10 protein-coding genes are annotated in these 13978 nt (G+C 37.1%); 7 read left to right on the forward strand and 3 right to left on the reverse strand.

Annotation, left to right across the window (positions count from 1 at the left end; genetic code table 11):
• The first annotated feature begins 289 nt into the window (after positions 1-289).
• Entirely contained in the window at positions 290-1456 is a 1167-nt protein-coding gene (locus tag ACSLUO_RS09960) for an ABC transporter substrate-binding protein (protein WP_448248382.1), read from the forward strand.
• Between the two features lie 28 nt (positions 1457-1484).
• Here ACSLUO_RS09960 and ACSLUO_RS09965 read toward each other — a convergent pair whose 3' ends face one another.
• Both ACSLUO_RS09965 and ACSLUO_RS09970 read right to left on the reverse strand, forming a co-directional pair.
• Positions 1485-2282, reverse strand: a complete 798-nt coding sequence (locus ACSLUO_RS09965) for a transporter substrate-binding domain-containing protein (protein ID WP_448248383.1) — start codon at positions 2280-2282, stop codon at positions 1485-1487.
• A 186-nt stretch (positions 2283-2468) separates the two neighbouring features.
• Positions 2469-3329, reverse strand: a complete 861-nt coding sequence (locus ACSLUO_RS09970) for a helix-turn-helix transcriptional regulator (protein ID WP_448248384.1) — start codon at positions 3327-3329, stop codon at positions 2469-2471.
• A 172-nt stretch (positions 3330-3501) separates the two neighbouring features.
• Between ACSLUO_RS09970 and ACSLUO_RS09975 the strand changes: the two genes are divergently transcribed.
• From ACSLUO_RS09975 to ACSLUO_RS09985, 3 genes are read left to right on the forward strand one after another with little or no spacing between them, the layout of a single operon-like run.
• The gene (locus ACSLUO_RS09975; protein ID WP_448248385.1) at positions 3502-4617 is read left to right on the forward strand and encodes a Zn-dependent alcohol dehydrogenase; all 1116 of its coding nucleotides are present in this window, start codon (positions 3502-3504) and stop codon (positions 4615-4617) included.
• Between the two features lie 3 nt (positions 4618-4620).
• On the forward strand, positions 4621-5424 hold the full coding sequence (locus ACSLUO_RS09980) for an alpha/beta hydrolase (protein WP_448248386.1): 804 nt from the start codon (positions 4621-4623) through the stop codon (positions 5422-5424).
• Between the two features lie 5 nt (positions 5425-5429).
• Complete coding sequence (locus tag ACSLUO_RS09985; protein ID WP_448248387.1) at positions 5430-7010, forward strand: cytochrome-c peroxidase; 1581 nt, start codon at positions 5430-5432, stop codon at positions 7008-7010.
• A 46-nt stretch (positions 7011-7056) separates the two neighbouring features.
• On the opposite strand, the gene ACSLUO_RS09990 is transcribed toward ACSLUO_RS09985, so the two are convergent.
• Positions 7057-7950, reverse strand: coding sequence for a helix-turn-helix domain-containing protein (locus ACSLUO_RS09990; protein WP_448248388.1), 894 nt, complete (start codon positions 7948-7950; stop codon positions 7057-7059).
• 172 nt (positions 7951-8122) lie between these two features.
• Here ACSLUO_RS09990 and ACSLUO_RS09995 point away from each other — a divergent pair, with 172 nt between their 5' ends.
• From ACSLUO_RS09995 to ACSLUO_RS10005, 3 genes are read left to right on the forward strand one after another with little or no spacing between them, the layout of a single operon-like run.
• Complete coding sequence (locus tag ACSLUO_RS09995; protein ID WP_448248389.1) at positions 8123-9553, forward strand: c-type cytochrome domain-containing protein; 1431 nt, start codon at positions 8123-8125, stop codon at positions 9551-9553.
• Between the two features lie 13 nt (positions 9554-9566).
• Positions 9567-10769 carry an NHL repeat-containing protein gene (locus ACSLUO_RS10000; protein ID WP_448248390.1) on the forward strand — a complete coding sequence of 401 codons (1203 nt, stop codon included), beginning with the start codon at positions 9567-9569 and terminating at the stop codon, positions 10767-10769.
• 1 nt (position 10770) lies between these two features.
• On the forward strand, positions 10771-13971 hold the full coding sequence (locus ACSLUO_RS10005) for a DUF1553 domain-containing protein (protein ID WP_448248391.1): 3201 nt from the start codon (positions 10771-10773) through the stop codon (positions 13969-13971).
• Positions 13972-13978: the final 7 nt, after the last annotated feature.

Raw genomic sequence — 13978 nt, forward strand, 5'->3', positions numbered from 1 at the left:
TTTTTAGTTCTAATTTGTTTATATAACCGGACATTTATAATTCTTATGTTTTAGCTGTTTTTTCAGTGTATATAGGATTTTTAATGTTATAGCTAGAGCGTGTTTTAATTTAGTAAAACATTAGAGATGCTCTATATTTGTTAAACCAATACATTATTTAGTAGTCTTTGGATTGATTATACCTTTCACACACCCACACCGCTTTTTCAAAGCGATTATTATATTTTTTATTCTCCTACTTCTTCCTAGAAGTGTCTGTGCGGTTAATACAAAAATAACAACAGAAACAGTGATAACAATATCGATACATGCTGATGGCGGTGAGCATAAAGACAAAGTACAGGATATGTTGAATGCCTTTAATATCAAACATCCTGAAGTTAGAGTTGAGTTACTCCCTTCTCGAGGTGTCGATAATTATTATAAAATTGTTGATGACTGGGTCAAACAAGGCAAAGGAGCAAATATTATCTGGTGGTTTGGTGGCTCACGAGTGGATAAGTATGCCCAACAAGGTTTAATTCATGATCTCACTGAATTTTGGCAAAATAACCCAAACCGTCATCATTTTCCAAAGACCATATTGAACACAGCAAAGTTTAGAGAAAAATTTTATGCTGTGCCAATTTCAACTAATCTGTATACCCTATATTACCGTAAATCATTATTCAAAAAGTTAGATATTCAAGTACCCACAACTTGGGATCAGATGATTAAAACATGTAACAGTTTAAATCAAAAAAACATCAGCATGTTTGCTATCGGCACAAAAACCACACCATGGGTACTGCATGGCTGGTTTGATTATTTAAATTTACGTTTACATGGTTTAGCTTTTTATAAAAGCTTACTGTCAGGAAAACATTCTTTTTTAGATGATCGCGTTAGGTCTACATTCGAACACCTGAAAGAGCTAATCGATAATAAATGTTTTAATAAAGACCATGAACAGCATTCTACTTGGGAAGTTTTTCCGTCAATATTAAGGGGATATAGTGCCATGTCATTATCACATAGTTTGCCAGAACAGGTTCACTTTAAAAATGTCGATGATATTGGTATCGCTGAGTTTCCTGTGATAAATGCAGCTATTCCTAATTATACCGTAACGCCTGTAGATGTATTTATTGTTCCAACCTACACACATTTAAGTAGTGAAGTAATAAAGGTACTTAATTTTATCACCACAGAAGCGTTTCAATTAGCTTATGTCGAAGCACAACAGCACATACCTGCAATCAAGCTTAGTCAGCCTGCAACGGATCCTAGTGTGAAAATTTCAAGTGAAATTATCAATGCATCACCGGGAGGAATTCAGTATTTCGATAGAGAAATGAATATAGAATTTTCTGGAATAACACCTGAAATACTTGTCGACTTTATTAATAACCCAGACATAGACGCAACGTTAAATAAATTAGAGCAGTTACGATTAAAAGTATTTAGCAAGAAATAAACAGCTGTTGTAATATGATCAACTAGTTTCAATGGGTAATTAAGCGTAACAACTCTTCAGTTTGCTTTTTATAATCACTAATATGATTTGCATTATTAATATCAGGGTTATTGATATAAATGATCTTTCTGGTCTCTATATTAGCGTATTTAGCTGCTGATTTTATCATTTCAGAAGATTTCAATATGGCATCATAACTGCCATCTTTAATGGCCATACGCATACCTTGTTCTAGGTATTGGTATAATTTTTCATTGTCTTTATTAACATAAAAAAATAACGCCATTGGATAAACGAGCATTAAATTCTTTTCTACAACTAAATCCAGCTCGGGTCTTATTTTTAGATCTTGCCAAGGCTCATGTATCGCTAGGGGTAAATAGTCAAAACGCTTTGACGCTAACATTTGCCAAAGGTGCCTTCCCCGCGTAGAAGTTACAACAGGTAATCCGGCATGTTCTAATACTTTAGTATCACCCCAAAATTTACCTTGTCCAGCAATAAACTTTTGTAAATCACTCAAGCTATTAACATTTTCAAATAAATGTTGATCGTTTTTTCGAATAACAAATATTCGGTAACCGAGTATGCCTTTAAAGATCGGAATATTAACCGGTATTAAAAGATCATTTGCAAAAGAGTCCGCACTCGCCCATTGCACATCAATAAAACCTTTTTCTATAGATTTCGACTTTCTTGCTTCACTCATTACCGTGTTGAGCTGTTCGTAACATACTTTTGTAGTGACTTTACTAATTGATAAGCTAAATAATTTGAAAATTAAATTATCTTTTGACGATTCAAGCATCGGATGTTTAATGGTCATCTCACAAGAATCATTAGCCTTTGCGGTACTTGATAAGCTAAGCATGAACAAAAGAGACATAAAACAAAAAAATCTAATCATAAATATCGGGAACCTGTCATCATCAAATCTTAATTTGTACCGAAGTGAACATTGAGCATAGCAATAAAGTTTTAGAATGTAATTAACTACGCTTTTCTATACTTATTAGCTAACTTTTTTATCAAACAAATGCTTTTGATATTGTAGCGGCGTATTACCAAATTGTTTTTTAAACTGGGCAATAAAATGCGACGGACTAGAAAAGTTTAAATTATAACTGATATCCGTTATCGATTCTTTACCCAAACTCAATTGTCGTGCCGCTTGATACAACTTATGTCGTAATAGGTATTCAGAATAACTTACCCGAAAAACTTTCTTAAACTGCCGAGAGAAATGTGACGGCGACATAAAACACATAGCTGCACCATCTACCATCGTTAAATCAACATTGTCACGTTGGCGAAAATAGTTGATTACGGGTAACAACTTTTCGTAACCTGCCGATTGATTTAAGCTACTAACATCCGCTTGTTGTACAGGTTTGCTATGTTCTGCTATCCATAGTATCAACAGTTTTAACAATGTCAGACTTTTTTGACTAAGCGGATCTTGTTGATAGCTTTCTAACAACCACCTCACTTGCAACTTAATATTTTCACGCTCTGCAACGGGTATTCGTAACTGCATACCTCGTTTGAAAAAATTTTCGCAAAAGGCTAAACCTTCTGATTGAAAATACTCAGGTAAAATTTGAACAATATGCCAAGATTTTGCGCTAGGGCTTAGTTTGAAGTCATGTGCCTCAAGTGCAGGTGTAAAAATAATATCATGGTTTTGTAATGATGTTTGCCCTAAATTATAAAAATAACTACCTTCAATTTCGTCAAAAATGATAAATTCATGCACTTCATGAAAATGCATAAAACAACTATAAGGCTGATTTTTTTGATAACTTACATGATGAATATCAAACTGGTGACCACGCTCTATACAAAAAGGTTCACAGTAAACATTTCGCATCATTAAGCCCTCTTATTCAAACACCGAAAAATCATTATAATGATATAAAAAACAAATTAACACCATTACTGATACGATGATGAGCATATATTTAATACTTTATCCTCAATTTATAATAGAAGTAGTTAAACTTACATGATTGAATTAAGGTACAGAAATTTTATTGAGTAAAAACATGAAACAAGCCAAAGCGATAATTTCAAACGGACAAGGTGATTATCAATTAACTCACATAACAGTTGCCGATCCCGCTGAAAACGAAGTGAGAGTAAAAATTAAAGCCGCCGGTATTTGTCATACCGATTGGGATTCAGTACAAAATTGGAATAAAGAATTTATTGTTGGTCATGAAGGCGCAGGTGTTATTGATGCTGTTGGTGCTGGCGTTGATGGTTTAAGTGTTGGTGATAAAGTAATTCTTAATTGGGCTATTCCTTGTGGTCAATGTTTTCAATGCCAAGAAGGCAATCTTCATATTTGTGAAACCAACTCTCCTGTTTGTGGTTGTGAGCTTGAAGGACACGCGCATATCGATAGTAGTTTACACAACAACACCCCAATAGAACGCTCTTTTCATTTAGGTACTATGTGTGAATATGCCGTGGTTAAAGCACAAGCGGTTGTGAAAATTGATAGTAACATTTCATACCAAGCGGCATCAATTGTTGGCTGTGGTGTTATGACCGGTTGGGGTTCGGTAGTAAATGCGGCTAAAGTTCATGTTGGCTCAAGTGTCTGTGTTATTGGTTGTGGTGGTGTTGGTTTAAATGCGATTCAAGGCGCTAAGCAATCAGGAGCCACTATAATTATTGCTATCGACATCAACGAAGAACGTTTAGAGCAAGCAAAATCGTTTGGCGCTACCCATGGCATTATTGCCGATAAAAACGATACAGATTTTGTTAATGTTAAAGCACAAGTTTATGCCCTAACCAATAATCGTGGTGCTGATTATGCATTTGAATGTACCGCAATTCCAGCCCTTGGTTCGGCACCATTAACCCTAACAAGAAATGCAGGTACAGCAGTTCAAGTGAGCGGCATTGAGCAACGCATTGATTTTGACTGTGAATTATTTGAATGGGATAAAATATATATCAACCCACTCTATGGTATGTGTAACCCTGAACGAGACTTTACTCGCATTTTAGCGTTATATGATAATGGCACCATGAAACTTGATGAACTGGTCACCAAAACCTACACGCTTGAAACCCTTGCCCAAGGCTTTGATGACATGCTTAATGGTCGGATAGCTAAAGGTGTAATTATTATTGATGACAGTGAGTAACTTATGGCTGTTTTAAGATTAGAAAAATCTAACCCAGATTACAGTCGAAAAAACACAACTACGTTTACCATTCATAGTAGTTATCTGCAAAGCCGTCATGATGTCAGTGTTTATCACCAGTCAAGTGATAATAAAGACATTCCTATTGTTGTATTATTGCATGGTGTTTATGGCTCTCATTGGGTGTGGATGGATCTTGGTGGTGTCCACCTAGTTTATGAACAATTAAGAGCACAAGGTTTATCTGAATTTATCTTAGTGATGCCATCTGATGGGGGCTTATGGGATGGCTCTGGCTATCTTCCCTTAAATGAACATGGGAACTATGATGGTTGGATCGTAGATGATGTCATTAATACGGTAAAAGCAAATATTGACCAAGCATCAGAAAATAGTCCCGTTTATATTTCTGGCTTATCTATGGGTGGTTACGGTGCACTGAGACTCGGCGTTAAATATCCTGACATTTTCAGTGGAATTTCGGCACATTCATCTGTTACCTCATTAGCAGATTTACAGCAATTTATTGAAAATCCAGTTGATGATTATCAATGCCAAGATGAACAAGAAGCTAATTTATCTTATTGGTTAACTAAAAATAGCCATACTTTGCCCCCTATTCGCTTTGACTGTGGCACCGATGATACCTTATATCAAAGCAACCTCAGCTTAGTAAATACAATGACTGAATTAGCTATTCCCCATGATTTTGAAGCTTTAGCAGGCGCACATGAATGGCCATATTGGCACAAAAATGTCGCTAAAACTTTGCAGTTTTTTCACCAGCTAGAAACGCAAAAACGCTAAAATTCATGGCAAAAAACTTAATTAATATTGTTAGTTGCCTTCTACTTGTTTTAGCGACATTTGGGGTAAATATCACCTTAGCCACGTCTTATGAACTGCCTAAGGTGATTTATCCAAATGCTAACCCTAAAAATGAAAATAAACGCATTTTAGGTAAAATATTATTTTGGGAGGAACAGCTTGCCACCGACAATTCCATCGCATGTGGTTCATGCCATTTACCCGCTTTTTCTGGCGCAGATAAGCGCTTAGGCCTTGCCCCAGGTTTTGATAATCAATTAAACACAAAAGATGATGTTATTGGTAGTATTGGTGTCGTTAGTCGTGATCATTTAGGGGGGATTATTAAACACCCTATTTATGGTAATAATCAGCAGGTGACCGACCGAAGTGCCCAACCCTTTTTCTTAGCACTTTGGGCTAATGAATTATTTTGGGATGGTAGAGCAAAAAGTAAATTTATTGGTCCTGACGATAACTCTATTGTTATTCCTTATGGCGGCGCTTTAGAAAATCAAGCACTAGGTCCGTTAACAAGCTCTGTCGAAATGGCCAAACAAGGCCAGTTACCGAGCGAGATAATCAATAAATTAACCTATTCTAAGCCACTTGCCCTCGCTGATAACTTTCCCGACGATATCCGAGCACAATTAAAAAAACACCCTAATTATTCTGAATTATTCAAAGCCGCTTTTGGTGATGATACGATCAATATAACTCGCATTGCTATGGCGATTGCAAACTATGAAAGAAGTTTAATTGCCAACCAAACATTATGGGATAAAGCCATGAAAGGAGAAGCAGAACTACCATATTTAGAGAATTTAGGTTGGGAATATTTTAAACAAAGCGGTTGTCAAACTTGCCATACCCCACCACTATTTACCGACAATAAATTTTATAATATTGGTATTAAAGGACGCAATACAGATAAAGGACGGCAAAACGTTAGCCTCAACGATAAAGATATTGGTGCCATGAAAGTACCAAGTTTACGTAATGTCGGGTTAAAAACAACTTACATGCACACAGGCCAGTTTTCAAACTTAGATCAAGTATTTGACGCGTACGCCAATGTCCCATTTAAAGATATGGCAAGCCAACTTCCTTCAGGTGAAAAATACGACTTTCAATTTAGAGAAAACCAACGGCGCGCAATCATTGCCTTTTTAACTAACGCGTTAACTGACGAACGCGTAAAAAACGAATTATTTCCATTTGATCGTCCAAAATTAAGATCTGAATTAACATCTAAGTTAAAAGGGCATACTGAACAGCTGGTTTTTACTGAGCTATCGGCTAAGTTAAATAGCAACAACCAAGTTGAAATAACTTGGCAATTAAACAATGAAACTCTAAAAGGCTACGACCTAGAAATTGTAAGAAATGATGGCAGGCACTTTTGGGTGACTCAAGCGCCCTTTATTGATTTTTTCAGTAAATCCGGCCAGCACTACCAATATGAAATAATGCTAAGACAACCTGATTTCACCATTATTCAACAGCAAAAAGTGGCTATTAGCACCCAAGCTGAAAAAACATTCTTTAATAAAATAAGCGACTATTGGTTTCACTCAAACGAATAGTCGCAACAAATTAAAACAGGTTAACGGCCATCTAATAAACTTAACCTTAGTTTTCCAATAACTGACTAACATCATAATTTTTTCGAAATTCTGATGGCGCACTACCCGTTTCTTGTTTAAAAATACGAGAAAAATGAAATATGTCGCAGAAGCCACATTGCTCACCGATTATTTCGATACTGTCAGGTGTTACCAATAACTTTTGTTTTGCCAATGCAATCCGTTTTTTAACAATATAGCGTTTGGGGGAAACATTAAATGCCGCCTTAAATTTACGAGAAAAATGCTCAGGCGATAAATTTACAGATTGTGCTAAGGATTTAATATCCGGTGGGTTCATGATATTTTGATTAATATTACTCAGCGCCGGTAATAAATTTTGATGCCGAAACTTCGTATTATTAATACCTAATTTGGCATCATTTTGCTCCAGCTCCTTAAAAAAAGGCATTAACAATGTCAGCAAATGTTTTTTTCTTTCAAATAACGCACTAATTTTTTCACTTTTACAATGCCGGATCAGTTCATTAAAAGCAGACTCAATGTCTTTTAAATCAGAAAAATCGGGCTTAACCTCAAAGGCTGAACCATAAAGCATAAACAAATCTAAACCGGCATCAAGTTTCGCCTGAAAGTGTGTCCATGAAAAATGTAGCTCACCATAACTTTGGTGAGAAAGTAACTGATACGGCGGGATCAGATATAAACCACCTGGCTGCATTAAAATTTCTTTATTTTTGAAAGTTAATAAGGCCTCACCCGATTTTACATAATAAATACGATTGTAATGATTAATGAATTGGCTACCTGCCCAGCGTTCATCTATTTTCATATCAAAAGCAGAATAGGCATGCAGCTTTACTTGGCTAAATAGCTCATCAGGAACAATATTTTTCCAAACAAAGCCACCTGAGCCAGTTTCATAAGGTTCAATATCCATAGTATAAGCCTGCTTATTTTTTACAAACAATAACTCACACATCCCATAATAATCAACACTTCACATAAGAAAAGTCAATTTCATACAAATTAACATCATATTTATTCATTCTTTTGATGGATATGATTTTGTACTATGGAAACACTAAAAAATTAACATAATTATAAAAGCAATGGATTTAATACAATTTTTCGGTCGTTTTCATGTTCTTGTTTTGCATTTACCTATCGGTATTTTAATGCTGGCTGCGGGCATGGAAATGCACTCCCTTTTCAAAAAAACACCCCGCCATAGTACATTTAATTGGGTATGGTTTTGGGGTACCGTTTCAGCAGCAGCAGCATGTGTACTAGGCTGGATGTTATCGCAAGGTGAAGGTTATACACCTGAAGCCATATTTATCCATCGCTCATTTGGTATATCGGTTGTCGTCATTGGCTGTATTTGTTGGTATTACTTTAAAAATGTTAATGCCAATAAAACAACTACACTGCATCAAACGGTTGGCTATAGCTTAGCAACAATACAATTACTGGTACTATTTTCTACCGGTCATTATGGCGCTAACATGACCCACGGTGAAACCTACCTAGTCGATAAAGCACCTAATATTGTTAGGGTATCATTGGGTTTTCCTGAACATCCAAAACCACGTCCACCTATTAAAAATCTTGCTGATGCTGATGTTTATTTAGATGTTGTGCAACCTATGTTGCAAAGTCGTTGCATTAGTTGTCATAACGAACATAAGCAGAAAGGAAAATTAAATTTAGCAACGCTTGATGGTTTAACCAAAGGTGGCCGTTCAGGGCATACTATCGTTGCAGGTAATGCTAATGAAAGTGAATTATATCAACGTATAACACTTGACCACAGCGACAAAAAATTTATGCCAGCTGAAGGCAAAACCCCGTTTAGTGATGAACAAGTTAACATTATAAAATGGTGGATAGATAACAAAGCACCGTTCAGTGGCGCTGTTACTTCACTAGCATTATCCAAAAAAGATAAGAAAAACTTACATCAGTTCTTGGGGATTTATGACCAGACAAGTGTCGCTTCATTACCAAAAATCCAAGCTATTTCACAGGCACAGAAAAATAAGCTACGTGATTTAGGTTTTGTCGTTAAAGAAGTGTCTCAAACTCTGCCTTATTTAGATCTTAACTTAACGATTTCAGGCAACCCCCTTACCGACGAGATCATCACTGAGTTAAGCAAGATAAAATCACACATCGTCTGGCTAAACTTAGCAGGCACAAAGGTAACACCAAGCCAATTAACAACCATTGCCGGTTTTGAAAATTTGATGCGCTTAAAGCTAGAGAACAATCAACTAAGCAATGACGATATTTCTGTATTAATTAAGCTTAATAAACTCACCTACTTAAACCTTTATGGTAACCCTGTAGATGATGACATTTTAACCTTAGTTGATGACTTTCCTGCGCTTAAAAAGCTTTACTTAAGCAACACAAAAGTAACGCCTGAAGCCGTTAATAGCTTTAATCAACGTAGTGAACTTAATGTCAATTATGTTGCTTATGACAAAAGTAAAGTCTTAACCCAGTCCGAAATAAACGCTAGCCCAACATCAGAATAATAACGAGCTTAATATGACCCAATTAACTAAATCATCTTTATCAAATAAAGACATTAACGAAAACGTTAATTTAAACAAACGTCAGTTTTTACAACAGAGTACTTCATTAGGTGCAACTTTGTTAATGGCTGGCATGTCATCGTCAACCCGTGCACATGAACCGCCACCAAAGCCGATCCCAAAAGCGGCGAGAACACCGCACGGAAAAATTGTGGGTCATGGTGACTTTAAATACAAAGTAAATTACTTGTGGGGAAACTTAGATAGAAATAAAGTACCCGTTGAAAATTGTCATGGCTTAGCGATTGACTCAAAAGATAGGATCGTGATGTTTACCGATTCTGATGTGAATAACTTTGTTATTTACAACAAAGACGGCAAATTACTCGATGCGTGGGGTACTCAACATCCAGGTGCACATTCTGTCAAAATTAATACTGAAAACGGAGAAGACTTTCTCTATGTGGTTGACTGTGGTTGGGTACTAGACAGAAATCGCCCTGATGACCAATGGCAGAATAAGTGGTACCGACAAAATGGCTTTATTTCAAAGTTAACCATAGACGGAAAGCTGGTATATACCATAGGCCACCCGGTAACTATTGGCATTTATACGCCAGATATGCGCTTTCAACCAACGGATATTACCATAGCACCTACTGGCGATATTTATGTTACTGACGGTTATGGTTCTGATTATGTCATTCATTACGATAACAATGGTAAATATATTCGTCATTGGGGTGGCTGGAAAAATACTGACAAACAATTAAATTTAAAAAATACCCACGGTATTGGTGTCGATACCCGAGATCCAAACAATCATCATTTATTAGTCAGCTCCCGTGGAGAACAAAAACTTAAAAAATACACTTTAGATGGTAAGTTAATTGGCAACATTGACTTACCCGGTGCTTATGTTGGTGGGCCAATTTTTAAAGGTGAACATTTTTATGCTCCTGTTTGCTGGTCACATATTGACGGTAAAATGGCCGAAAACTCAGGCTTTATCACCATTTTAGATAAAGACAACAAAGTTGTATCCAACCCCGGCGGTACTCGGCCACATTATGAAGGTGATGTACTTACACCAATGCAAACCACCTACGACGTATTTAATCATTGCCATGCTGTTTGTGTTGATGACGACGACAACCTTTATGTTGGCCAATGGAATGCAAATCAGATTTATCCTATTAAGTTAGAGCGGGTATAAAATGACTAAAAGCTTGAGCCAAGCACTTTCGTTAAGTGCTATTTCTTTATTATTGACGCTGTCTGGCTGTGATAATAACAGCGACAATAAAACTTTTGCAGAGCCTATTCCTGAGGTTGTTGATTTTAACTTTGATGTTAAACCGATTTTATCGGACACCTGTTATTTATGTCATGGGCCAGATAAAGAAAATGCCCGTGCAGGGTTAACTTTGTCAAACTTTGCTGATGCCACCGCACATACAACAGATAGCGGTTTAAAGGCATTACTGCCTGGTAACCCTGACGATTCAGAAGCGTTTATGCGCATTATTTCTGACGATCCTAATTATATGATGCCGCCGCCATCTGCTAATTTAACGCTTTCTGCACGCGACAAAGCAATTATTAAAAAGTGGATTGAACAAGGCGCCGAATACAAAAAACATTGGGCACTAATAAAACCAGAAAAAACTGAAGTGCCTACGGTTAAATCTTCAGCTTGGGTCAATAACCCCATTGATGCCTTTATTGCTCAAAAAGCAGAGCAACAAGGCCTAGCATTATCTGAGCAAGCAGATAAAGAATCATTAATACGTCGAGTAACATTCGACTTAACCGGTTTGCCACCAACGCTTGCAGAAATTGATAACTTTCTAAACGATGATTCAGCAAATGCTTATGAAACCGTTGTTGAGCGTTTATTAGCATCACCTCATTATGGTGAGCGAATGGCTGTTGAATGGCTTGATGTTGCAAGATATGCCGATACTCATGGATACAGTACCGACTTTTATCGAGATATGTCGCCGTATCGTGATTGGGTTATCAATTCATTTAATAACAATCGCCCTTTTGACGAATTTATTACTTGGCAAATAGCCGGTGATCTGCTGAAAAACAGTACTACCGAACAAACGTTGGCCACAGCTTTCAACCGTATTCACGCCCAAAACGGTGAAGGCGGTATTGTTAATGAAGAGTTCAGAGTTGAGTATGTTAAAGACAGAGTGCAAACCATAGGTACCGGTTTGTTAGGTTTAACTATGCATTGTGCTCAGTGCCATGATCATAAATATGACCCTATCTCAGCAAAAGATTATTATTCAATGACCGCCTTCTTTAATAGCATTGATGAATCTGGACAGATTTCATATGACGCCGATGATATGCCGGTACCAACCATGTTGATGCCAACGGAAGAACAAACAAGCAACATAGCGGTTATTACTGAACAAGTCCGCGCTTTAGAACAAGCTATAAAAACTAGACATGATCACAAGAACCCGGCATTTACGACTTGGTTACGCAATAAAAAAGCGAAACGAATAGACACCAGTAATGCTCTGTTAGCCTATTTCCCACTAGAGAATACCGATAGCAATACTCAAATTGCTAACAAAGTTAAAGTGAAAGATATTGGCCGTGTTATTTACAATTCCGATCCTAAGAAAAAAGAAGGTGAACCTATGGTTCACATCAACGACGATGGTCGAGATGCGATCCAACTTAATGGTGATGATCCGTTATATTTCCCAAGCCTTAATACTTTTGAATCAGCTACGCCCTTTACTATAAGTATTGATGCAAAAATACCTAATGAGATCACCGATGGCGTATTATTTCATTACAACAAAGGCGGCATTTTATATAACTTTAAAGGTTTTGATGTCGGTATAGAAGGCAATCATTGGTTAGTGCGTTTTGCCCATACTTACCCATACAATGCGATTGTTTTAAAATCAACAGCCCCTGTGCTTAGAAATGAATGGCAGAATATTACGCTGACTTACGATGGTTCAGGAACCGTAGAAGGCATTCAGCTATTTTTAGATGGGCAAGTGGTACCAACTGACATAGTACGCAACAATCTATATAAAGACATCAAACACAATAAAGCCGGTGTTTTAAAAGAAATTGGTCTTAAAGTTGGCGCTAGATGGCGCAGCCGAGGCTTGCCTAATAGTTTAGTTGATAACCTAAAAGTGTATAATCAAGCCCTTACTCGCACACAAATTGCTGGTACATTTAATCATGCTACTGAAGATGAGTTGTTAGCGCTTTTTAATAATCAATACAACAAGCAATACCAAAAAGATCTTGCACAACTAACGGCACTTAGAAAACAACAAAATGCGTTAAAAGAACAAGTGTCAGAAGTGATGGTGATGAAAGAAATGGCAACACCACGCCAAGCCTACATTTTAGAACGCGGTAGTTATGCATCTCATGGTGAGCCAGTATCACCAGGAGTACCTGAGGCTATATTACCGTTTGATAAATCATGGCCACAAAACCGAGTGGGTTTAGCTAAATGGTTTACATCACCGGATCACCCGTTAGTTGCCCGAGTTATTACCAACAGGTACTGGCAAATGTTTTTTGCAAATGGCCTAGTAAGAACACCAGAGGATTTTGGTAACCAAGGACGTTTACCCAGTCACCCAGCATTGCTTGATTGGCTTGCCCGAGAATTTGTCGACAGTGGCTGGAATATTAAACAGCTCGTTAAAATGCTAGTTATGTCGGCAACTTACCAGCAAACAAGCAAAGTAACTGCAGAGGTAGCTGAAATTGATCCTGAAAATATTTTTCTGACTAGAGCACCAACAAGCCGACTAAGTGCAGAAATGATCCGAGACATGGCACTAAAAACTAGTGGTTTATTAGTAACAACCATTGGTGGTAAAAGTGTGCATCCATATCAGCCTGAGGGTATTTGGCGCATGAACAATATGGATTATCAACAAGGCACGGGAAATGAACTGTACCGACGTTCAATGTACACCATTTATAAACGCTCTGTACCACCACCAAATATGACAGCATTTGATTCGCCAACAAGAAGTTATAGTGTTGGAGTTAGACAAGAAACTAATACGCCTTTGCAATCTTTAGCCTTGTTAAATGATCCACAAATTGTTGAAGCTAGCCGTGTATTAGCTGAAAAAGTGATGCTAGAAATACCTACTAGCCAAGCACAATTAGCAAACATTTATCGGATATTGACAAGTAGAACGCCAAATGAAAAAGAAATTGAAGTTGTTACCGTAATGTATAACGACATGTTGGCTAGTTTCAGCAATGAGCCCGAGCGTAGCCAAGCATTTCTTGCGGTCGGAGAGCATAAATCAAACAATAACCTAGATAACATTGCGTTAGCGGCCCTGACATCAGTAACAAATATGTTAATGAATCACGACGCAGCAGTTATCAAACGATAAGGAATGA

Source organism: Thalassotalea agariperforans (assembly GCF_053470345.1).